Annotated in this window: 20 protein-coding genes; 9 read left to right on the top strand and 11 right to left on the bottom strand. The window is 36.1% G+C overall.

The window, feature by feature from the left end:
• Positions 1-2: 2 nt before the first annotated feature.
• Entirely contained in the window at positions 3-1,322 is a 1,320-nt protein-coding gene (locus DBR39_RS01285; protein WP_124530507.1) for a PDZ domain-containing protein, read from the bottom strand.
• A gap of 120 nt (positions 1,323-1,442) precedes the next feature.
• Positions 1,443-2,081, bottom strand: a complete 639-nt coding sequence (locus DBR39_RS01280; RefSeq protein ID WP_124530506.1) for an alpha/beta hydrolase — start codon at positions 2,079-2,081, stop codon at positions 1,443-1,445.
• A 245-nt stretch (positions 2,082-2,326) separates the two neighbouring features.
• On the opposite strand from DBR39_RS01280, the gene DBR39_RS01275 reads away from it, so the two are divergent.
• Positions 2,327-2,758, top strand: coding sequence for a hypothetical protein (locus tag DBR39_RS01275; protein ID WP_228447737.1), 432 nt, complete (start codon positions 2,327-2,329; stop codon positions 2,756-2,758).
• Positions 2,759-3,018: 260 nt separating this feature from the next.
• Here DBR39_RS01275 and tyrS read toward each other — a convergent pair whose 3' ends face one another.
• Positions 3,019-4,314 carry a tyrosine--tRNA ligase gene (gene tyrS / locus DBR39_RS01270; RefSeq protein WP_124530504.1) on the bottom strand — a complete coding sequence of 432 codons (1,296 nt, stop codon included), beginning with the start codon at positions 4,312-4,314 and terminating at the stop codon, positions 3,019-3,021.
• A gap of 199 nt (positions 4,315-4,513) precedes the next feature.
• Here tyrS and DBR39_RS01265 point away from each other — a divergent pair, with 199 nt between their 5' ends.
• Positions 4,514-5,074 carry an RNA polymerase sigma factor gene (locus DBR39_RS01265; protein ID WP_103233542.1) on the top strand — a complete coding sequence of 187 codons (561 nt, stop codon included), beginning with the start codon at positions 4,514-4,516 and terminating at the stop codon, positions 5,072-5,074.
• A 199-nt stretch (positions 5,075-5,273) separates the two neighbouring features.
• Here DBR39_RS01265 and DBR39_RS01260 read toward each other — a convergent pair whose 3' ends face one another.
• The gene (locus DBR39_RS01260; RefSeq protein WP_124530503.1) at positions 5,274-5,906 is read right to left on the bottom strand and encodes a hypothetical protein; all 633 of its coding nucleotides are present in this window, start codon (positions 5,904-5,906) and stop codon (positions 5,274-5,276) included.
• A gap of 116 nt (positions 5,907-6,022) precedes the next feature.
• Here DBR39_RS01260 and lipA point away from each other — a divergent pair, with 116 nt between their 5' ends.
• On the top strand, positions 6,023-6,889 hold the full coding sequence (gene lipA, locus DBR39_RS01255; protein ID WP_103233544.1) for a lipoyl synthase: 867 nt from the start codon (positions 6,023-6,025) through the stop codon (positions 6,887-6,889).
• Positions 6,890-7,201: 312 nt separating this feature from the next.
• Here lipA and DBR39_RS01250 read toward each other — a convergent pair whose 3' ends face one another.
• Entirely contained in the window at positions 7,202-8,101 is a 900-nt protein-coding gene (locus DBR39_RS01250) for an AraC family transcriptional regulator (protein WP_124530502.1), read from the bottom strand.
• Between the two features lie 181 nt (positions 8,102-8,282).
• Between DBR39_RS01250 and DBR39_RS01245 the strand changes: the two genes are divergently transcribed.
• On the top strand, positions 8,283-9,485 hold the full coding sequence (locus DBR39_RS01245; RefSeq protein WP_124530501.1) for an MFS transporter: 1,203 nt from the start codon (positions 8,283-8,285) through the stop codon (positions 9,483-9,485).
• 75 nt (positions 9,486-9,560) lie between these two features.
• Here the strand turns inward: DBR39_RS01245 and DBR39_RS01240 are convergent, their stop codons facing one another.
• On the bottom strand, positions 9,561-9,941 hold the full coding sequence (locus DBR39_RS01240) for an STAS/SEC14 domain-containing protein (RefSeq protein WP_002981039.1): 381 nt from the start codon (positions 9,939-9,941) through the stop codon (positions 9,561-9,563).
• 162 nt (positions 9,942-10,103) lie between these two features.
• Between DBR39_RS01240 and DBR39_RS01235 the strand changes: the two genes are divergently transcribed.
• Positions 10,104-11,261 (top strand): NAD(P)/FAD-dependent oxidoreductase, encoded by a 1,158-nt coding sequence (locus DBR39_RS01235; protein ID WP_228447736.1) that lies wholly within the window; start codon positions 10,104-10,106, stop codon positions 11,259-11,261.
• 369 nt (positions 11,262-11,630) lie between these two features.
• On the opposite strand, the gene DBR39_RS01230 is transcribed toward DBR39_RS01235, so the two are convergent.
• From DBR39_RS01230 to DBR39_RS01215, 4 genes are all read right to left on the bottom strand, one after another.
• Positions 11,631-12,821 carry a VWA domain-containing protein gene (locus DBR39_RS01230; protein WP_124530499.1) on the bottom strand — a complete coding sequence of 397 codons (1,191 nt, stop codon included), beginning with the start codon at positions 12,819-12,821 and terminating at the stop codon, positions 11,631-11,633.
• Positions 12,822-12,839: 18 nt separating this feature from the next.
• A complete protein-coding gene (locus tag DBR39_RS01225) occupies positions 12,840-14,441 on the bottom strand; it encodes a DUF4139 domain-containing protein (RefSeq protein WP_124530498.1) in 1,602 nt (533 codons plus the stop codon).
• Positions 14,442-14,594: 153 nt separating this feature from the next.
• Positions 14,595-15,269: an SIMPL domain-containing protein gene (locus DBR39_RS01220; RefSeq protein WP_109738797.1), complete on the bottom strand. Its 675-nt coding sequence runs from the start codon at positions 15,267-15,269 to the stop codon at positions 14,595-14,597.
• A gap of 239 nt (positions 15,270-15,508) precedes the next feature.
• The gene (locus DBR39_RS01215; RefSeq protein WP_124530497.1) at positions 15,509-16,438 is read right to left on the bottom strand and encodes an SIMPL domain-containing protein; all 930 of its coding nucleotides are present in this window, start codon (positions 16,436-16,438) and stop codon (positions 15,509-15,511) included.
• A 131-nt stretch (positions 16,439-16,569) separates the two neighbouring features.
• On the opposite strand from DBR39_RS01215, the gene DBR39_RS01210 reads away from it, so the two are divergent.
• Entirely contained in the window at positions 16,570-18,363 is a 1,794-nt protein-coding gene (locus DBR39_RS01210) for a histidine kinase (RefSeq protein ID WP_124530496.1), read from the top strand.
• 50 nt (positions 18,364-18,413) lie between these two features.
• On the opposite strand, the gene DBR39_RS01205 is transcribed toward DBR39_RS01210, so the two are convergent.
• Positions 18,414-18,767: a WG repeat-containing protein gene (locus DBR39_RS01205; protein ID WP_124530495.1), complete on the bottom strand. Its 354-nt coding sequence runs from the start codon at positions 18,765-18,767 to the stop codon at positions 18,414-18,416.
• Positions 18,768-18,988: 221 nt separating this feature from the next.
• Here DBR39_RS01205 and DBR39_RS01200 point away from each other — a divergent pair, with 221 nt between their 5' ends.
• The 3 genes from DBR39_RS01200 to DBR39_RS01190 all read left to right on the top strand — a co-directional run bounded on the left by DBR39_RS01200 (position 18,989) and on the right by DBR39_RS01190 (position 20,949).
• Complete coding sequence (locus DBR39_RS01200) at positions 18,989-19,687, top strand: DUF4386 domain-containing protein (protein WP_124530494.1); 699 nt, start codon at positions 18,989-18,991, stop codon at positions 19,685-19,687.
• Positions 19,688-19,698: 11 nt separating this feature from the next.
• A complete protein-coding gene (locus tag DBR39_RS01195) occupies positions 19,699-20,115 on the top strand; it encodes a DUF6326 family protein (protein WP_124530493.1) in 417 nt (138 codons plus the stop codon).
• A 99-nt stretch (positions 20,116-20,214) separates the two neighbouring features.
• Positions 20,215-20,949, top strand: coding sequence for a LytR/AlgR family response regulator transcription factor (locus DBR39_RS01190; RefSeq protein WP_124530492.1), 735 nt, complete (start codon positions 20,215-20,217; stop codon positions 20,947-20,949).
• Positions 20,950-20,971: the final 22 nt, after the last annotated feature.

Below are 20,971 nucleotides of genomic sequence, written 5' to 3'. Positions count from 1 at the left end.
TGTTATTCTTGATAAGGAATTGGGTCTTCCAGTGCGAAACTCAACGTCAGTTTTTGATTTTTTCTTTGAATAATCATGTTGATATTTCGGCCTTCATTAGATTTCATCAATTCTACAATTTTTTCCAGAGTCATATTTGAAGTTTGCTCCCCATTGATGCTTAGAACTCTGTCATCTTTTTGCAGACCTGCTACATCAGCAGGAGAATCCTTTCTTACTCCGGCAATGGAAAATATAGGTTTTAAACTGAACTTATACTGGAAAGAGTCTTTATAAACCTCAGTGGCTACCATGGTAGATTTTTGGGTCTCAATTTTTAACTTGTCTTCCTGCCATTCCAGTCCGTCCTGTTTGAAGTCCAGTCCGCTCATATTAAAATGAAAAGGATCGTCAAAATATCTGTTTTTTCTCAAATACAGTTTTTGGTTGGGGTAATCAAAAACTACGGTAAATCTCCGCATAATTTCACTTCCCACAGAACCTTTTCTGCTTTCCACCAATTTGACATGCTGAATAGAGAATTCATCCGGCATAGCGGTAAGGGGCTTTTCAAACTTAAAGCTTCCAAGATAGAAATTATGAATCCTGCTTCTTTTGCCATAAATGTCTCCATTGAAACCACGCCCAAGAAAATCATCAATATTGGGTCTGTTGTAAACGAAATCCTTAATAAGAGTAGGGAAGAGCCAGATAGCATCACTGTTGCCGAGATCTATCAGCAGTTTTGAATCTTTCTTTTCATTCGTCATTTCTACACCGGCATACAGATAAGGTTTATCTTTTTCAATGGTCACTGGAAATTCTTCAAACCGTTTGATTTTCTTTTTGATAAGATCAGAATTTTCATAGACCGTTATTTTCTTTGAGGCATAATCGATGTAAATAGGATGGTTTTTGAAAAAATGATATCCGATTACTCCATTTACAGGAATTCCTACATGAGGAGAAATATTAAATTCTTCATCAATAATGATATAAAGAGACATGGAAGTATTGACAATTTCATTTCCTATTTTACCCAAATTGCGGTCAGATTTTAAGCCATCAATACTTAAGCTTCCTCCAAGACCGGAAAATTTGACTTTTTCAACATTACTTAGTTTGAGTTCCTTATTTTCCAGACTGAAAAGTATGGTTTCTGATACTCCCGTGTCAAGCAGAAAGGTAAGCTCTGCACCGTTGACATTAATAGGAATAAAGATAAGGTTGTTGATAAGCTGAAAAGGAATAACCGCTTTTTTAGTATTAATCAACTCAAAAGAATTCTGGGCATTTACAAAAATGCTTAGAAATAATCCCAGTAAAAGCAATTTAAATTTCATTTACTGAATTTACTGAATTTATCTGTATAATAATAAAAAAACATTCCAAAAGCTGGAATGTTTGTACAAACTACAATGAAGTAGTGTTATTTGTTGAATTTATTTAAAATTGGATTCTGCTTATTTGGAGAAAAATTCCATCAGATCCATATAATTCTTTTGATTTACACCATGTCCGCTCATATATTCTCTGAAAGTAAAATAGCAGCTAAGGTCATAAAGAAGGTCTGCCGCTTTTCTTCCCCATTCAAGTGGGATTACAGCATCATCAGTACCATGAGAAATGAAGAAACGAAGTCCTTCCAGTTTCTTTTTATCTTTTACAATACCATCCAAAATTTTATCTTCAGGATAACTGCTTAGACAGGCAACATAATTGAAAAGTTCAGGATGCTTCAAAGCCAAAGCATAACACAATATTCCTCCCTGGCTGAAGCCACACAGATGAGCCTTACTTTCCGTCAGTCCATAATGGTTGATGATCTTTAATATACTTTCCAGTGCAGCATCTAAAGATTCCTTTGCCTGAGGAACATCAATAAAGTTTTCTGGATCGTTGAAATTAATATCATACCAGGAGTATCCTTCAAACTGAGTATCATGCGGAGCTCTGAAACTTACAATGATCCAGTCATTAGGAAGAGTTTCTCTGAAACTGAAAAGATCCTGCTCATTACTGCCATAGCCATGAAGCATAAAAAGAATAGGCGTGCTGGGTGTAATCGTTTCCGGTTCTCTTACTAGATAATCTAAATTCATACAGCAAATATACTTAAATTACCTTCAGAATTTTAACTTTTATTATTCATACAACGAACTTCATCTGTATAATGCTGTATGTTTAATGATTGATTCTTTGAAGTGTATTTTTGAATTTTGTGACTACTTTTTCTTTTTATTGATTTGATATTATTTGGAATTTTTTGTTGGAAAATTTTCATAAAAGTTATTTTTATATTAATAAAAAACTTATATTTGAAACATTAAAAAATCTATTTGGAGAAATGAAGCAATTTTACAATTCAAAAAGTTTACTTAGACTTTCTTTTTTATTCGTTTTATTATTTTCTGTAATTACCGTTGTGAATTCTTGTAAAAAAGATGACGACGAGGAATTTAAGGATCATGTGGTTCAATTCGAAGTGAAGACAACTGCCGGAGGAAATATTATAAGTGTTGTAACACAGGTTGGTACAGCGCAAAATACTATATACAATACTCCGCAATCACCTGTAACTTCGCCTTGGACAAGTGGAGAGTTTTTTGTGAATTCCAGCCAGGCACAGCTGAATCTTGATGCCAACGCGTCAATGCCGGATGACAACTCCGAATTGACTATCAATCTTTACATAGATGGAGAAGTAGCAAGAACTGTGAAGAAAAAAGGTAAGGGAGTACAGGTTGCTTCTATCGATTACAGTTTCTTAGAACCATAAATTATTTTAATATTTATATATAAAACCGCTCTTGAAGCGGTTTTTTTTATTTTTCAATCGATATCTGCATAACACAGTTGATCAATTTTGTCAAATTTTTACAGTGGTTGTTACAGTCGGAAAATTTAAAAACAGTTCTTCAGCAATTGAAGCTTTCTCAAATAAACCTTGAAGTTCTTTTCCTAGCCCAGTTGTATTGGGATAAAAAGAAAAAAGACTGTACGAGACAGTCTTTTTATAATGATAAAATATTTTTAAACTTATTGAACCTTTACAATAAAGTAGCTTTTCTTACCTTTTTGCAATAATAAAAACTTACCGTCGATAAGATCCGTTTCATTGGCTGTAAAAGTATCATTTACTTTTTGTTTGTTCACAGAGATTGAATTTCCTTTGATTTCTCTTTGTGCTTCGCTCTTAGATTTTAAGAACCCTGATTTTTCAGAAAGAAGATCAACAATATTTACTGCTAAAACATCCGTTCTTACAATTTCTTTTTGGGGAACTCCGTCAAAAACTTCAAGGAAAGTTTCCTCATCAAGGCTTACCAAATCTTCAGCAGTAGAACGTCCGAAAAGAATTTCAGAAGCTTTTAGTGCCTTTTCATATTCTTCTTTTCCGTGTACCCAAATTGTTACTTCTTCCGCAAGCTTCTTTTGTAGTTTTCTTTCGTGCGGTGCTGTTTTGTGCTCGGCAATCAATGCTTCAATTTCTTCTTTTCCTAAGAAAGTGTAGAACTTGATGAATCTTTCGGCATCATCATCAGTAGCATTCAGCCAGAACTGGTAGAATTTGTAAGGAGATGTTTTCTTTTTATCCAGCCAATAGTTTTCACCGCTTTCAGACTTTCCGAACTTGGAACCGTCCGCTTTTGTGATCAAAGGAACAGTTAATGCAAAAGCTTCACCCTGAGCTTTTCTACGGATCAATTCTGTTCCTGTAGTGATATTTCCCCACTGGTCAGAACCTCCCATCTGTAGCCTTACATTGTTATTTTGGTATAAGTGAAGAAAATCATATCCCTGAATTAACTGATAGGTAAATTCTGTAAAACTCATTCCGTCAACACCTGCGTCTCCGGAAAGTCTCTTCTTTACAGAATCTTTTGCCATCATATAATTGACAGTGATATTCTTCCCGACATTCTTCGCAAAATCAAGAAAAGAAATGTTCTTCATCCAGTCATAGTTGTTGACCAGCTCAGCTTTGTTAGGCTCATTTCCATCAAAATTTAAGAATTTTGAAAGCTGGTTCTTTAAACAATCAACATAGTGTAAAAGAGTTTCCTCATCCAGAAGATTTCTTTCAGAAGATTTCCCGGATGGATCCCCGATCATTCCTGTAGCACCTCCTACTAAAGCAATCGGTTTGTGCCCGTGCTGCTGGAAGTGAGCTAAAATCTTAATCTGGATAAGACTTCCGATATGTAAAGAATCGGCCGTAGGATCAAAACCAATATATGCAGTAGTTACCTCTTTATTCAGTTGTTCATCGGTTCCTGGCATCATATCGGCAAACAGACCACGCCATTTAAGTTCTTCTATAAAGGAATTCATTGATTTTTAACTTTAAAATTTTAAGTTGCAAAGATAGTAAATTCAGAAAGATTAAGGGTAAAAAAGCGAAAGGAGGATAGGGCAGGAATGTAAAATAAGAATATCCTCAAAACTTTCCAGCCGGTCACTTTGAAAATAGAATGGCGGAACCTTTTTATCCCTTTGCTTTTTCACCCCAAATAATCTATATTTGTTATTAATGAACGACGAACAGCTATTCCTGCTCATACAGAAGGCCAAGGATAAAGACCAGAAGGCCCAGACTAAACTCATTAATGTTTTTTGGGTGGATGTTTTCTCTTTTGTGATGAAAAAGGTGAGAGATGAAAATGATGCCGATGAAATCACCGTGAATGTTTTCTCAAAAGTATTATCGAAGCTGGATATGTTCGATCCTCATTTTCAGTTTAAAACCTGGGTACTTACTATTGCCCAAAATACAGTGATCGATTTCTGGAGAAAGAAGAACCGCGACAATGAAGATGCCGTTGAAAACTTAGATGAGGTTAAAAATCAATATGCAAAATCTCCTGAAGAACTTCTGATTTCTCAAGAAGAACAAAAGAAAATCATCAAAACCATAGAATCTCTGGATGCCAATTATCAGGACATCATCAAATTGAGATTTTTTGAAGAAAAAAGCATCAAAGAAATTGCTGAAGAGCTGGGAATCTCCGTTGCCAATACCAAAGTACGGGTAATGCGTGCTAAAAAAGTCTTAGCTGAACTCTTGAAGAATAACGAGTTTGATGATAATTAAACTTCAGAAATATCAAGTTATTTAATAAAACAAGTTATCTCAAAAGTGTCATTCTGAACACAGGCTGAAGGTCTGCGAATGTAGTTCAGAAATGCAGTGAAGAATCTCATCAATTTGTTCATCAATAAGATTCTTCCTTCGTCAGAATGACAAGATTCAAAATTGGCTTCAGCCAAAACTTAAATTTAGAAGACATTCATTAGAAATAAACCTCCTCCTTTGTTTTCGGAAGCATGATTTTTCGTTGCTTCTCCTGATTCCTGTTTTGAAGATTGATCTTTAATCCTTTCTGAATATAAGTTTCCTTTAAGGATTTTCCATACTCAGCGGTATTTTCTACTTCCTTTGTATAGTTCAGTTGTCCTGTAGAAAGATTGAAATCTATATCTTTCCAGTAATCTCCGGGTCTTCCCGAAGAGGTGGAGGTTCCTATTAACTCAAAATGTCCGTTCTGAAATCTATATTTATCTGTAACATCCCATTTCCAGCTGCTTCCTCCGGCTTGGATAATGGTGAGAATCCCTTTTTCAATTCCAGTGCTTTGATAAGGGTCACCCATCATTCCTCCCGCACTGCTTTCCATAACAGCGTTTCTTGATTTTTCCAGGATAGTCCATTTTCCGTTCACTTTTTTCAAAATTTGAATTTCACGGATTTTTCCCATCTCGCCCTCATCTTTTGTCGTGTATATCATTACTTTTTCAGGAATTTTATCCCCATCAAGATCTCCATCTACCGTTTCGAGGATGGTAGAACCCGCTGGCTGAAATTGTTTTTGAGCCAGGCAGAATATTCCGGATGCTCCCAATAAAAGGCAGAATGTTTTTCTCATAAAGATATTTTGAAGACCTAAATATACAAATGAAATTTTGAATTATTAGTTTCATCAATATTTCCGGTTGATGGTTTCCATTAAAAAATCCTTAACTTTGAACTTCAATTTTAGAAATGGAAAATTTAGTTCAAGACACTACCGTTCAAAAACCAAAATGGATCCGCGTAAAACTTCCTACCGGAAAGAATTACAGAGAGCTGAGAACTTTGGTTGATAAATATAAATTAAATACCATTTGCCAAAGCGGAAGCTGCCCGAACATGGGAGAATGCTGGGGTGAAGGTACAGCCACTTTCATGATTTTAGGAAATATCTGTACAAGAAGCTGTGGATTCTGTGGCGTAAAAACAGGAAAACCGCTGGATGTAAACTGGGATGAACCTGAAAAAGTAGCAAGATCAATCAAATTAATGAAGATCAAACATGCCGTTCTTACTTCTGTAGACCGTGATGATCTGAAAGATATGGGATCTATTCTTTGGGGAGAAACCGTAAATGCTGTAAGAAGAATTTCTCCGGGAACTACCATGGAAACTCTGATTCCGGATTTCCAGGGACTTACAAAACATCTAGACAGATTAGTAGACGTAGCTCCGGAAGTGATCTCTCATAACATGGAAACCGTAAAACGTTTGACAAGAGAAGTGAGAATCCAGGCTAAATATGAAAGAAGTCTTGAAGTTTTGAGATATCTGAAAGAAGCAGGACAGAGAAGAACAAAAACTGGAGTAATGCTGGGGTTGGGTGAAACCAAAGATGAAGTTTTCCAAACCATCGAAGATATCAGAAATGCTAACGTAGATGTTATTACTATGGGACAATACTTACAGCCGACTAAAAAACATCTTCCTGTAAAAAAATTCATCACTCCGGAAGAGTTTGATGAGTTTGGAGATTTTGCAAGAAGTTTAGGTTTCAGACACGTTGAAAGTTCGCCTCTTGTAAGAAGTTCTTACCACGCAGAAAAACATATTCATTAAAATACAGACCGTTCAGAAATGAACGGTTTTTTGTTTTTTTAGGTAGCAGGTAGCAGGTAGCAGGTAGCAGGTAGCAGGAATTAGGTGTTAGGAATAGTGACCTCTAGTTGTCATAAATGTCTGCCATCATTCCCCTCTTTTGGAGGGGTGGCGAAAATTCAAAGAATTTTTGACGGGGTGGTTATAAAGTATTACAATATATATTACATCAATAGAAGTGGACTTTAGTCCGCTTATAATAGGATTAAAAATCATTTGACTTTAGCCGAAACTTAAAGTGCAGCATTATTTTCTACACGCTAGAAATTCATCCTATTTATTACACGCTGTTTCCTTAGTAATTACCCCAATCCGTCCATTGACTTCAATAGGTCTGAAATGTTTTTTCTTGAATTCGGAAGGAGTTTCTCCCGTATGCTGTTTGAATAATTTATTAAAATAAGAAAGGCTCTCAAAACCCACCTGAAAACAAACTTCTGTCACAGAATAATCTTTCAGCAGGAATATTTTAGCCTGATTGATCCTGTAATTATTTACAAAATCGGTGAAGGTCATATTGGTCTGCTTTTTAAAATAACGGCAGAAAGCAGGAGTACTCAGACTCACAACTTTTGCCACTTCATTCACATTGGGCTTTTGGTCGTAGTTTTGGTGAATATAGTCGTAGATGGTTCCCATTCTGATTTTATCATTCAAAAACCATTTAATCCGGGTATCTTCTTTATTGAGTTCTTTTACTTCGGTTGAATCGGCGAGAATCTGTAGAATATCAATCAGTCCCATTAAGGATTCAAAGGAGTTTTTGTCTTTAATCAGCTGTAGTTTCTCAACCACAGTATTTTTGGTTTCCCCTGAAAATGACAATCCAAGATAGGAACGTTCCAAAAGCGCTTTAATATTCTCAAATTCCGGAACGGGAAAAATAATATCCTGAAGGAAACTTTCCCGCATCTGCAGCACCAGCTGTTTGCATTCGGTCTGAATGCCATAATCAAAATTAAGATGAGGTACATTAGAGCCAATCAATAGAAGATCACTGTCTGTAAAGCCGGAAATGTTTTTCCCAACGTGCCGGATTCCATTCACCGCTTCTACATATACCAGCTCAATTTCCGGATGATAATGCCAGAAAAAACAGTTTTTCAGAGAAGGAGCAAATAGCTTGAATGATTTCCCCTTTTCAAATTCAATAATTTCTTTCTGGATTTTCATTTTGTTCTGATTTGATTGTTTCTGAATATAAAATTAAATAAAAAGGTTAATATGGAGCAAATTTTTATCATTCAAAGAGGTGTGAAATTGAAACTTTCTTGCGATTTTTGCACTTTCAATTTGAGATACTGATACACTCTTACGTTGAAAGAAATTAATTCAGAAAAAAGATTTAGATACAATGAAGATTGATAAAAGAATAATACCACTAGCTATCGGTGGTTTGGGAATAGGAACTACGGAATTTACCGTAATGGGACTGTTGCCGGATATTGCAAAAACATTACAGATCACGATCCCGCAGGCAGGACATTTAATTTCTGCTTATGCGATGGGAGTAGTCATTGGAGCACCTATCCTGATCGGATACTCTGTAAAATTTCCCCCGAAAAAAGTTCTGATGGCCTTTATGATCCTTTTTACCCTATTTAATGGCCTTTCAGCTATTGCTCCGGGATACAACAGTATGCTGGCGATAAGATTCCTGTCCGGGCTTCCTCACGGAGCTTTCTTTGGAGTAGGAACGGTGGTAGCCTCAAGAATGGCAGGAAAAGGAAAAGAAGCATTTTATATATCCATGATGTTTACTGGGCTTACGGTCGCCAACCTTGCTATGGTTCCTCTGGTCACTTATATTGGGCATACTTTCCACTGGAGGTTCTACTTTGCTATCGTAGCGGTCATCGGTCTCTTCGCTATTTTATTTTTAAAACTGTGGCTTCCTGCAATGGAATCCAACCAAAATACCCACTTCATGGAAGAATTGAAGTTTCTTAAAAATAAACAGTCGTGGCTGGTACTTGCCATTACGGCGATCGGGTTTGGAGGACTTTTCACATGGTTGAGCTATATTACCCCTTTAATGACGGTGGTTGCCGGAATTAAAAGCAGCCAGATGGCATATGTTATGGTTCTTGCCGGAGCCGGAATGGTAGTTGGAAACCTTGTCGGAGGTATTGTTTCAGACAAATTGGGTCCTGAAAAAACCTGTGCTTTGCTGATCTTCCTGATGATGATTTCTTTGGGAGGAGTTTTCTTCCTGGCAGAACATCAGAATATTGCTCTTATACTGACATTTATGTGTGGCGCTTTATCCATGTCGATTGCATCACCCATCAACATTATGATGATGAAAGCCGCTCCAAAAAGCGAAATGATGGCAGCTGCTTTTATGCAGGCAGGTTTTAATATTGCCAACGCTATGGGAGCTTTCCTGGGAGGAATTCCTTTAGAATACGGGTATTCCTTCAAATATCCATCATTGGTAGGAGTGGGGATGACCTTTATAGGAGTGATTGTAAGTGTAAGGTATATCTATCTGTATGGCTCGGGAGCTCAGAAAGAACAAGAAGTTGCTGCAGAATGTGTGTCATGTGACAAATAAGAAAGTTGACACTATTTAAAATAAAAAAAGAGCCTGTTTCTCACTGAAAACAGGCTCTTTTGTATAAAATAAATTTTATGCCTCTACTTCATCTCCGTTTTTGCACCAGTAGAGGGCATTGTATAAGTTTTCTTTCGGGAAAGATTTAAATTCTCCCGGCATCAGAACACTGAAAATACTGGTAAAGTTGCGTATACCTTCTTTATCCGTAACAATGGCCGACCGATTCCAATTGGTAAGGTTTTTTAATCCTAACAGCAAATCTTCAAGCCATGCGCCCATGGTAAAATTATCCAGATCGGTATCCAAATACAATAAATAATTCAGCTCACCAAACTGCTCTACCTTCTCTTTTACGCGCGGAATTACCAGTTTTTCAAAATCCTCTTTCGTTACTTCTCCCGTTGCATTGAATGCCGCAACATTCTCCGGGGCTTCTGGAATAATTGTTATCATAATGAATATTTTTTGGTGGTTTGATTTTAAAAACAAACAATAACTACACCATAATTTGATGGGAAATTGTTAAAAAAGGTATAAATATTGTTGTTTTTAGTGTAAAATATTAATATGAATCTCAAATCGAATGAACCTTTTTGGCTTTTAAAAAACGGATTAATGGAATCCTATCCGTCTCTAAAATCAAATGAAGAATGTGAAGTTCTTATTGTAGGAGGCGGGATCACAGGGAGTCTTATTGCCCATCAGATGATAGAAGACGGCTATGATACGATTCTTATTGATAAACGGGAACTTTGCAATGGAAGCACCTCTGCTACGACTTCAATGCTGCAATATGAAATAGATGTTCCTCTCTATGAACTGATAGGAAAAATAGGTGAAAAGGGTGCTGTTTTAAGTTATAAAGCTTGCAGTGATGCGATTGACCTGATAGAAAAGGTTTCAAAACTGATCAAATCGGATGCAGGTTTCAAACGAAAGAAATCCTTGTATTTTGCTTCAAAAAAGAAAGATGTTGATTGGCTGAAGAAAGAATATGAAGAAAGAAAAGAAAACGGATTTGAGGTGCAATGGCTGGAATCAGAAAAGATTTTAGAACAGTTTGAATTTGAAAATACATATGGCGGTATTTTGTCAAAACAAGGGGCCAGTATTGATGCCTTTCAGTTTGCTCATGAGCTTTTTATGCATAATGTAAAAAAAGGATTGAAGATCTTTGATAAGACTGAAATGATAAAAGTGGAGGAGCATAAAGGGTTTAATCTGGTCACAGTAGACAGCGGATTTCAGATCAAAGCAAAAAAGATCATTTACTGCATTGGCTATGAAAGTAAAAATCTGTTGAAAGAGCACTTCGTTAATCTGAAAAGTACCTATGCTGTTGTTTCTGAAATAGACAAAGACAAGTTTAAAAATATCAGCAGTACATTGGTCTGGAATACCGATGATCCTTATCTCTACATGCGGACTACCTATGACGGAAGGATTCTTATCGGAGGAGGAGACGAAGACTTTTATAACGCTGAAAAACGGGACGCTCTCCTCAATAAAAAAGAAAAAGAGATCCTTAAAAATCTAAAGAAAATAAAACCTGATTATCCCTTTTATACAGATTTTGTCTGGGCAGGAACTTTTGGAGAAACCAAAGACGGACTTCCCTATATTGGTACCCATGAAAAATTCAAAAATTCCTATTTTGTATTAGGTTTTGGAGGAAATGGGATTACTTTTTCAGCAACAGGGATGGAAATGGCTTCACTATTTATGAAGAATAAAAAACATCCGTTGTCAAGGTATTTTAAATTTGGAAGATAGTACTCGGGCTTTTAACCGCAAAAGGCTCAAATGTTTTAAACACTTAAGTTATTTTAAGATACTGCTAAATGTTTAAGAAGTGCACTTAAGTTTTTGAAAATCTTTGATTTTCAGCCTATATGTAAAACTACCTGGATTTCTGCGGAATGACAAACTAGCTGGATACCATCATTCCAACTGTGTCATTCCGTAGGAATTCTGTTTACATTATTTGAAAGAATATAATAGAGAGATACTTTGGCAAATAGTTCAATAGAAAGGGCTTAATTCCCCTCCGGAAGAAGGGCGGCAAAAATTCAAAGAATTTTTGCCGGGGTGGTTTTACACATTATCCAGCATGAAAAAAGCGGGCCTCAACCCGCTTTACAACTACAAACTATACCCATTCTTTTTAGCCAGCTCAACAATAGAACTTTCAATGGCTTTTCCCAGATCATCAGAATCATCAGTTCCTCTTTTCTTCATTTCTCCGTCAATAAAGGTCTGGCGCTTTTTGGAAAGCTCCTCAATTTCTTTCTGAATTTTATCACGGGCTGCAGATTTTACAGCAACCGTTTTTTGAATCTCTTCCTTGCTTTTTCCTTTCAGTTCGGCAGGAAGTTCACTTTGTTTTACATTGGCAATAAATCCGGCATCCTTTTCAGCTTTATCCACCAGATCCCAGTGATCATTTTTGTAAGCATTCTTTTTAGATTTGGCAACGGCTCTTTCTACTAAATTGGATGCTGACTGTGATTCTGCATTTTTATCCTGTGTAATCTGCTTAAGTCTGTAATCCGAGCCATGACTTCCATAATAAATATAAGTGTCATTCAGTTTTGCATTGCATTCGGAAATTCTGATATCGTAAGGGGTTTCAATATAGATTACTTTCCTGTCACTGTCGATATTGAAATATTTTCCACCTCCTAATGATGCTCCATTTTGCCATGAAGTCTGAATGCCTTCCTCGCGGCTTCCGCAGAAAATGGTGTTGGTATAGATGTTTTTACCTTTTGCTTTTGAAACAACATCTTTATAATTTATTTTTCCCTGATCAAATGCTTCATTTCCTGCAATATAGATCAGTTTCATGCTTTTATCATTGCTGTCCCAGTTTAGGTTGGCAGAAGCATCACGAATAACAGCTCCGCAATATTCACTGCCGCCATTAGTTCTTAAGGCGAATAGTTTTTCGGAAATAAGATCAAGGTCCTGAGTAAGAGGAGCAACCTGGCGGATGTAATTTTCATCACGGATTCCGTCGTTTCCATATTCATACAGGGCAATTTCAATCTGAGGAGCCTTTCCGTTATATTTTAGGGTGGTCAAAGTATTCACAATATTCCAGAGTCTGGATTTTGCCTGATCAATCAACCCGTCCATACTATTGGAAGTATCCAGTAAAAGAGCGACCTGAATTTTATTGTCCTTTACGGTGGAGCTGGCCGGAATCATTATTACTTTTTGTCCCGGTAAATGACTGTCAACATTACTTTTTAAAGAGCGGTTGTCCGGAATAGTACCGGAGCTTAAAAAAGCTGTACCCGCTGCAAGTGCTAAGATTTTTAAGGTTGTCATATTGTTGTTTTTTATTGGTTATCTGCTGTAATACTGAATCTGCATCTCTTTCGGATACTTCACTTCATAGGAAAATGTAATCTTCTCTGAACTTCCTGAACCGATGTTTTTGTTCCAAAGGATACTGCCTGTTTTATCATCAAGGCTTCCATCACCAAGGCTCAGTGTTTTTACCAGAATCTTAGAATTTTCGCTGATCGGAAGCTGATCAAGAACCTCCAGCTCAACACTTTCTTTTGTATTATTTCTGATGCTGATCTGATAAGACTCCGTTTCCCATTTGTTGGAATTCATTGCCTTTTGAGAAGTTTTATCTTCAAGCTTTATTCTTTTTACCGTAATTCTTTCATCTACTCCAAGAGAAATCGGGAATTCGTCTTTCACATAATTGCTGGTAATATTCGTTTTTCCGATATAATTATCCTCAAAATAAATATTAGCTTCTCCATTGATGAGGTTGAGGTTCTGCCAGTTCTTTACAAAAGCCATCAGGAATACCTGATTATTAAGTTTCGGAACCGTATGGTATTTGTAAGTGGCATCAATCTGTTTTTTATCCAGGATTACATACTGTTCTTTTTCCTGGCTTACAATGGTCTGATTGTAATTCAGCTCATAGATTACATTCATCTGACTGTCAGAAACTGAAGCAATAGGAATCTGGCTTGGTTTTGCGGCTACATCTTCTCTCATCTGATACGCATTAGCCGCTGAAGTTTCCTTTTTAACCTTATAAGCTGCTATTTCCATCTGGGAATTGTATGGCGTATATTCAGCTACATACAGCGGAGATAGAATAGGCCTGTCCTGATTGTATGACGGTCTGTAAGTAGAAACAAACAGCTTTACATTTTTCCAGTCCTGTCCTGTTTTCTGATAAATTTTACCCTTATAAACCATTTCAAGAGGTTTCTTCACAGACTGAGCCCGCAAGTCGTAGGAAGGAACCCATCCGGCATCGGAAACGATGTAGCTTACCCCAAGATTCAGATTCGTTTCACTGTCCGCAAGAATTTCAAGCAAAAGCTCTCTGCGGTTGGTGTTTTTGTGAGTTTGCTCTTCAGCAGACTGGCTGTTGAGCTTTGCAATGCTTTCATCCAGAACCGTTTTCTGCTCGTCCAGAAGAAATACCTGATTATCAATTTCCAGCATTCGTTTTCTGTAAAACTCAGTAAGTTTAATAAGCTGTTCCTGTGGAGTAGATTTATCATTGGTAGACACTTTCAAATTATCATTAATGATATGTTGTTCTCCTGTCAGGTTTTTGATCTGAATATTCAGAAGGCTGACTTGTCTTTGAAGTTTTTTGGTCTCTGTTTCAAGTTTCTTTTCATTGTCTGACAATTCATCATTTTTCAAAAAATTATTTTGGGGAGTAATGGAAAGAAGTGTTGTATTTTTTTCAAGATTGATTTTGTACGTATTCTCGTCCAGATTATTGGGGAGATTGACGATTCTTATTGTATTTCTACCTTTCTGAAGACTTACATGGGTAGTTCCAAAAACCTTAGCTCCCTGTAGAAATACGGTGGCCTGTTTTACTTCAATTTCTTTTTTGATTTCCTGTGCTTTGATAAAGGAAACTGAAAATGTAATTAATATTAAAAGATAACGTTTCATCGTTTATTATTTTAAATTTCTAAAGTAAAATTATCCCTATTTAAGGCTGAAAATCGGGAAACTTGGTGAAGTGGTGGTTTGACTTGGTGAGTGTGTCACAGGTAAAAAATAAAAACAGCTCCCAAAGGAACTGTCTTTTTAAATCTGTTATTTTTAAAGGATTTCGTATCGTGTTTTGATGCTGTATTTCAGCTTGATGTTTTCAATATTATCAAAAGAATAATCTACCGGGGCATCAGCCATTTCCAATTGTACACTGTTCATTCTGCCTTTATAAGCGGCCGGCATGATCATATCGCTGGTGTAGTCTTCTATTTCTACAATTTCAAGGACACTTCCTGTCTTTTTACCCATACTTTCCAGTAAGTAATCTGCTTTTTCTTTAGCGGCTTTCAAAGCGTTGATTTTTACTGCTTTTCTGAAATCTGCAATTTTAGTACTTTTTACCTCTGCGATGTTCAGACTGGTTACCCATTTTTGATTCAAATCTTCAAAAATTTTACTAAGACTTGATTTTGTACTGGCCTTAAACTGATAGTTCTTTGAAAACTTAGCCGTTTTAGAATAGATATTCTGGTACATCGACTTGAACTTGATATCCTCGTTCTTTACTCCGGCATTCTTTAAGGTTTCAAATAACTTCTTCTCGTTATCTGCAAGATCATTTTTGTTATCTGCTTTTATTCCGACGCTGAAGATAATTTCATCCGGTTCTACTTCCATTTCGGCAACGCCAGTTACTTCGATTGCGTTCTTCTTTACTTCCTGAGCATTTACAAAGCTTCCAAGAGTTAAAATTCCGATTAATAAAAAATGTTTCAATTTCATAATTTCCTGTTTTTGATTTTAAATTCTGATGTAAAATTACGTACATCAGATACTGGAAATTGGGAGACTTGGTGAAATGGAGCTTTCACTTGGTGAGCCTGTGGAAAAAGAAAAGTTGTTCCGAAAAATGTTATTTTGAACCATTAAGAACCTTTACGCTATTAAGATTATGAAGAGAGAGGCTTCATTGATATATAACAGAGCCAAGCAGCCTAATTTTACTTTAATTCTTCGATTTCTTAACGATTTTTTTTCTCTTTATTTTTTTTCAGATCATATTTCACACTAAGGTTCATGATATATTGTATGCCCACTTCAGGATCCGCATTATTGATCACTTTATCAAAACCGGTATAATCTGTACCGTCATAATAAAAAGTCCTTGATTTCCTTTCTTCCTTTTTGACATATCTGCTGTCATAGCCATAGGTAACATTGGCACTTTCAAAAGCCACATAATTCTGGTATTGGTTTTTAGGAAAAGCATACGTAAAACCTGAAGTAGCAATAGGGTTTCCAATAATTTCCTTTTTAAATAAGTTAAAGTAATTTTCCTTCTTTTTATCAAAAACAGCATACGCTTCCTTAAGAAGGTTTTCCTGAATTTTATCAATATCATTGTTGATATAATCTACTTTAATAACATCATAAATCTGGAAATCTGAAGCCTCGGAAATCAGTTTTTCAATCATAGCGTGTTTGTTTACCGTAATAATAATGTTTTTCTTGGTTTCAAAACCGTCCATTTTCTGAGTGGCAACCTGTGCCTCTTTATTAATATTGTAATCATAGATTTTAGTTTGTGATATAAAATCCACAAAAATATCATCGCTTTTGACTCCCATTGAGGATATCCTTTTTATAAAACCATTAATCCTTTTGTTGATATTTTCAATGGCAATTTTGGGAGTGGGAGCCTCTTCATTCAAACCCAGTGTAAGTTTGTAACGGTCTGCAGTTTTGTTCATCAATACTTTTACACTCACAATCAATGTAGAATCGTTGGTGAAATAACTGTTGGTGTTGTTATATTCAAGTAGTTTCTGAGGAGGGGAATAGTCGTAATTATTTTTGTCTTTGTAGATCTGGTTTCCTCCGACCTGTGCTTTTGAAAATTGTAAGAATGAAACAATGATGAAGAATAAAAATGTAAATGTTAGTTTTTTCATGATTTTTAAATTTGAATTATTACGCAAACTTAATCTTAGGCTCACATTATCAATGGGTAAACTTGGTGGAAGGGGAATTTCACTTGGTGAATAGTTTTTGAGCAGACTATATATATGTATATCTTTGTTTTATGAAAATGCTTAAACTCTTTACAATCTTTTTATTGGTGTTCCTGGGAAATATAATACATTCCCAAACCACGAATAATAGCAGTGCTGCTGTGGAAGAAGTTCAGGTAGAAACAAAGAAACTGAAAAAAGCAATTGATACTAAGAATGAACCCGCCCAGGCCGATTCTTATTATAGTATTGGCGAAACATTTTTCAATGGCGGAAATTTTCCCAAAAGTGAAGAATATTACACAAAAGCCAAAAATCTGTATGAAAAACTGAATGACAAGCCTAATATTGAAAAAGCAACCCGAAGATTGGCTCAGTCACAGGAAAAACAGAACAAAATAACCCCCGCCATCAGTAACTACAGCAGAGTAGCACAAATGGGGTATAGCGAAAAAAGTAAGGCGGTCAATTCTAATGACGTTACGAGACTTTCTTCTCCCACACCAGAGCTTAGGGCCGAAGCGATTCAGAATAATATCAATCTGAGTAAAAAAGAAAATGAACAGGGCGATCTTGCCGAAAGCTACAGTCAATTGGCTGATGTCAATCTAAAGCAGAAAGATGTTTCCAGTGCCGAGGAAAACCTGAATACAGCCTATAAAATTTCTAAAAAAGAAGCTCCTCAACAGGCATTGGCAATCAATCAAAAGCTGGCTGATCTTTACGTTGAGAACAAAAATTATGATAAAGCTATTGAAGCTAAAAAAAAGGTTCTGAAAGAAGATTTTGTAAAAGACAATTCACAGGAGAAAGTCAATCAGATTCAGGAACTGGCGGATATTTATATTAAAAAAAATGATCCGAAAGAAGCGGTAGATTTATTGAAAAATGCCTACGGAATTGCTTTAGACAAAGGACATACGCTGGAAGCTCAGAGAAGTGTAAAAAAACTGGACAGTCTTTATGCAATTTCAGGAAATATTGATGCTTCAGTTCAGCTATACAGAGATTTTCTGGGAAAACTTCCGAATCTCGTTTCCAAAGACAGAAGTCTGATCGATAATAAAATTCTGGAAGATACTGAACAGCGAATTTCACAGCTGGAAAAAGAAAGAGAACTGAAAGACGAGCTTATCAGGAAAAAGAATGTCTTCAATTATAGCTTGATCGGAGCTCTCATTCTGCTGACCGGATTGATTATTTTTATTTTCAGAACACTGAAGAAAGTTCAGACGAAAAATAAGAAAATTGCTCTTCAGTCGCTTCGCAGGGAGATGAATCCGCATTTTATCTTTAACAGTTTGAATAGTGTCAATCATTTTATTGCGACCAATAACGAACTGGAAGCCAATCAGTATCTGACAAAATTCTCCAAGCTGATGCGTGGGGTGATGGAAAATTCCACAGAGGATTTTATACCTTTCCAGCAGGAGCTTGATCTTCTTCAAAACTATCTGGCTCTGGAAAAGACCCGTTTTGCAGATAAATTCGATTATGAAATTGAAGTAGATGAAGATCTCAATATGCAGAATCTGCAGATTCCGGGAATGCTGATACAGCCGTTTTTGGAAAATGCAATCTGGCACGGACTCCGCTACAGAACAGAAAAAGGGCTTTTAAAATTAAGCTTTGAAAAGAATGGATCTGATCTGAAAATTCTCATCGAAGACAACGGAATAGGAATCGAAGAAAGTAAAAAGCAGAAAACTCATCATCAAAAGACCAGAGAGGGTAGAGGAATGAAGAATACCCTGGAAAGAATTCAGCTGCTCAACGATTTGTACAAAAAAGATATTACCTGCTCTGTAAAAGATAAAGAAAATACCAACGGAGTTTTGGTGACTATAAAAATTAAAATGCATTAACCTTAGTTCAGGTTAATGCATTTCTTTTATAAATTGATAATTAAATTCATTTATTTAATATACTTTTTCTTCAAAGCTGAAAAATTGGTTTTAATCTCCTCCAGTTCATAATAAGCAGGAATGACTTCAGTTCCTGAACGGTTGATAAAACCATAAGTTCCCGTTATATTTTTTACCAGCGCCAGATCTTCTGCATATTCACCAAACGTATTAATCTTTGAATACACCGGCTGAACGATAACTTTCCCGCTTTTATCCGAAATTCCATAAGTTTTGGAATTGGTTTTTGTCAGTCTCCAGTTTTTATTGATTTTGCTGATATCCTCTCTTTCCGACATTTTTATCTGTGAAAAAGAAAGACTGAAAACCGTCATACAGATTAGGATAATAATTTTTGATTTCATGTTGCTTTTGTTGGGTTTAAATGATTATAGTTTTTAGTAAAATCTAAATTAATAAAAAAATAGCACTTATTGAATCATGCATTAATTTTATCAAAGTCCTTAAACACCGAAAAATTTCACTTTTCTAACACCTCTTGGCTTCTATCTGCCACCTGCCACCTAAAAACCGCTGTAACCATTTTGAAACAGAAATTGTCTTAAAGATAAAAACATAACCCAAAATGACTACTACCAATAAAACAGCCAGACTCGCGGGATTTTTTTATCTCATTGTTATAATAACCGGATTTTTCAGTTTAATGTACGTTCCGTCAAAACTGATTGTCTGGGAAAATCCTGCCCTGACCTTTCAAAATATATCTTCTTCAGTACAATTGTTCAGACTAAGTATAGCCAGTAGTATCATCTGTTATATTGCTTTTACTTTACTCCCTTTGGCTTTGTATCAACTGTTGAAAGATGTGAATGGAAATTATGCAAAACTGATGGTCATTCTAGCTCTTATCAGTATTCCTATTTCCTTTATCAATCTGCAAAGCAAATTTTCTGTCCTGACCATTATTGAAGGAACAGATTATCTAAAAGTCTTTGATGTAAAGCAGCTGCAGGCTCAAATGATGATGATGTTGAGCAATTATAATAAAGGCATCTTAATCGCTCAGGTTTTTTGGGGCTTATGGCTTTTTCCCTTTGGTTATCTTGTGTACAGATCCGGATTTTTGCCCAAAATTTTAGGTGTTTTTTTAATGCTCGGTTGTTTGGGATATGTGATCAACGTTTTGGGAAGAACTGCGGTTCCTCATTTTTCGGAGTATTCAATATCAAAGTATATTACATTACCTGCTACGATAGGAGAGATAGGAATCTGTTTGTGGATGTTGCTGGTGGGAGTAAGAACTAAAAAAGTAAATCAACATTAAAAATAAAAGCCATGAACAATTCTACAAAATTTGAAGATATACAGGTCAATGTAAAAATCATACTTGCCGGTCTTTGGGCTTCGGTTACTTTATGCTATCTGTACGGGGATTATTTTGAGCTGTATACTCCCGGAAAGGCACAGGGTCTTGTGGAAGGAACCCATTTATTAGATTCCCCTCCGAAATTATTTCTTGCTTCAGCCGTTTTGGCGATTCCCGCTGTAATGGTATTTCTTTCTCTGATCTTAAAACCCGCAGTCAACAGGATTCTTAACATCCTCTTTGGATCATTTTTTACTCTGGTCATGTTGTTTATCGGGATTACTTCCTTCTCAGACTGGTATTTGTTTTATACCTTTCTAGCTATAGTAGAATGCATCATTACAATATTGATCGTCAAATATGCCTGGAGCTGGAAAAAAGTATAGCCTTTAGAGAAACGTGGATCTGCTAAGATTGTAGGGTTGGCTAAATATTCCTAATTTGCACCTGAAAACTTATTACCTTCCACCTAATATCTAACCTGAATGAAAATAAAAGCTGTCATTGTAGACGATGAAATCATAGCAAGGGAAGTTTTACGAAGCTATCTTACCAAATACTGCCCGCAGGTGGAGATTCTTGGTGAAGCTGAAAACATTAAAGATGCCGTTCCGTTAATTGCCGAAATGCAGCCTCAATTGGTTTTTCTGGATGTAGAAATGCCTTTTGGAAATGCTTTTGACGTTCTGGAAGCAACCAAAGAATTTTCCTATGAAACCATTTTCATTACCGCATTTTCGCAATACTCTTTACAGGCTTTAAATAAATCAGCAAGTTATTATATTTTAAAACCTATTGATATTCAGGAACTGATTCTGGCAGTCAACAAAGTAGCAGAAAGTCTTGAGAAAAAAGATGAGCTCAACCGGAATAAAATTCTCCTTGAAAACCTGAAATTAAAACCCGAAAAACAGCAGCTTATTCTTCCTACTTTACAGGGATTTGATGTGGTAAAGACCGAAGATATTGTAAGACTTCAGGCTGACGGAAACTTTACCCAGGTATATCTTACCGATGGTTCAAAGAAAATGGTTTGCCGTTTTCTAAAACACTTTGATGATCTTTTGGAAAACCCGTTTGTAAGAGTTCACCGCTCTCATATTATCAATACAGGTTTTGTAAAATCCTATCATAAAAGCGGAACGGTAATGCTCTCTGACGACACTGAAATTGAGGTTTCAGGAAGCTTTAAAGATAATTTCCTGAAGGTTTTTTCATAGAATTTATTGTTCCTTAACAGCT

It is taken from the genome of Chryseobacterium sp. KBW03 (assembly GCF_003852415.1).
In the GTDB taxonomy this organism is placed as follows: domain Bacteria; phylum Bacteroidota; class Bacteroidia; order Flavobacteriales; family Weeksellaceae; genus Chryseobacterium; species Chryseobacterium viscerum.
The sequence above is the reverse complement of the archived record's forward strand: the minus strand, read 5'-3'. Positions and strand labels throughout refer to the sequence as shown.

What these genes read in the sequence shown, in the direction of transcription:
- DBR39_RS01275 (WP_228447737.1), top strand. Translation starts at nt 2,327, where the DNA reads ATGAAGCAATTTTACAATTCAAAAAGTTTACTTAGACTTTCTTTTTTA.
- DBR39_RS01230 (WP_124530499.1), bottom strand. Translation starts at nt 12,821, where the DNA reads ATGACAACCTTAAAAATCTTAGCACTTGCAGCGGGTACAGCTTTTTTA.
- DBR39_RS01245 (WP_124530501.1), top strand. Translation starts at nt 8,283, where the DNA reads ATGAAGATTGATAAAAGAATAATACCACTAGCTATCGGTGGTTTGGGA.
- DBR39_RS01235 (WP_228447736.1), top strand. Translation starts at nt 10,104, where the DNA reads ATGGAATCCTATCCGTCTCTAAAATCAAATGAAGAATGTGAAGTTCTT.
- DBR39_RS01190 (WP_124530492.1), top strand. Translation starts at nt 20,215, where the DNA reads ATGAAAATAAAAGCTGTCATTGTAGACGATGAAATCATAGCAAGGGAA.
- lipA (WP_103233544.1), top strand. Translation starts at nt 6,023, where the DNA reads ATGGAAAATTTAGTTCAAGACACTACCGTTCAAAAACCAAAATGGATC.
- DBR39_RS01225 (WP_124530498.1), bottom strand. Translation starts at nt 14,441, where the DNA reads ATGAAACGTTATCTTTTAATATTAATTACATTTTCAGTTTCCTTTATC.
- DBR39_RS01195 (WP_124530493.1), top strand. Translation starts at nt 19,699, where the DNA reads ATGAACAATTCTACAAAATTTGAAGATATACAGGTCAATGTAAAAATC.
- DBR39_RS01280 (WP_124530506.1), bottom strand. Translation starts at nt 2,081, where the DNA reads ATGAATTTAGATTATCTAGTAAGAGAACCGGAAACGATTACACCCAGC.
- tyrS (WP_124530504.1), bottom strand. Translation starts at nt 4,314, where the DNA reads ATGAATTCCTTTATAGAAGAACTTAAATGGCGTGGTCTGTTTGCCGAT.
- DBR39_RS01240 (WP_002981039.1), bottom strand. Translation starts at nt 9,941, where the DNA reads ATGATAACAATTATTCCAGAAGCCCCGGAGAATGTTGCGGCATTCAAT.
- DBR39_RS01250 (WP_124530502.1), bottom strand. Translation starts at nt 8,101, where the DNA reads ATGAAAATCCAGAAAGAAATTATTGAATTTGAAAAGGGGAAATCATTC.
- DBR39_RS01210 (WP_124530496.1), top strand. Translation starts at nt 16,570, where the DNA reads ATGAAAATGCTTAAACTCTTTACAATCTTTTTATTGGTGTTCCTGGGA.
- DBR39_RS01265 (WP_103233542.1), top strand. Translation starts at nt 4,514, where the DNA reads ATGAACGACGAACAGCTATTCCTGCTCATACAGAAGGCCAAGGATAAA.
- DBR39_RS01220 (WP_109738797.1), bottom strand. Translation starts at nt 15,269, where the DNA reads ATGAAATTGAAACATTTTTTATTAATCGGAATTTTAACTCTTGGAAGC.
- DBR39_RS01200 (WP_124530494.1), top strand. Translation starts at nt 18,989, where the DNA reads ATGACTACTACCAATAAAACAGCCAGACTCGCGGGATTTTTTTATCTC.
- DBR39_RS01205 (WP_124530495.1), bottom strand. Translation starts at nt 18,767, where the DNA reads ATGAAATCAAAAATTATTATCCTAATCTGTATGACGGTTTTCAGTCTT.
- DBR39_RS01260 (WP_124530503.1), bottom strand. Translation starts at nt 5,906, where the DNA reads ATGAGAAAAACATTCTGCCTTTTATTGGGAGCATCCGGAATATTCTGC.
- DBR39_RS01285 (WP_124530507.1), bottom strand. Translation starts at nt 1,322, where the DNA reads ATGAAATTTAAATTGCTTTTACTGGGATTATTTCTAAGCATTTTTGTA.
- DBR39_RS01215 (WP_124530497.1), bottom strand. Translation starts at nt 16,438, where the DNA reads ATGAAAAAACTAACATTTACATTTTTATTCTTCATCATTGTTTCATTC.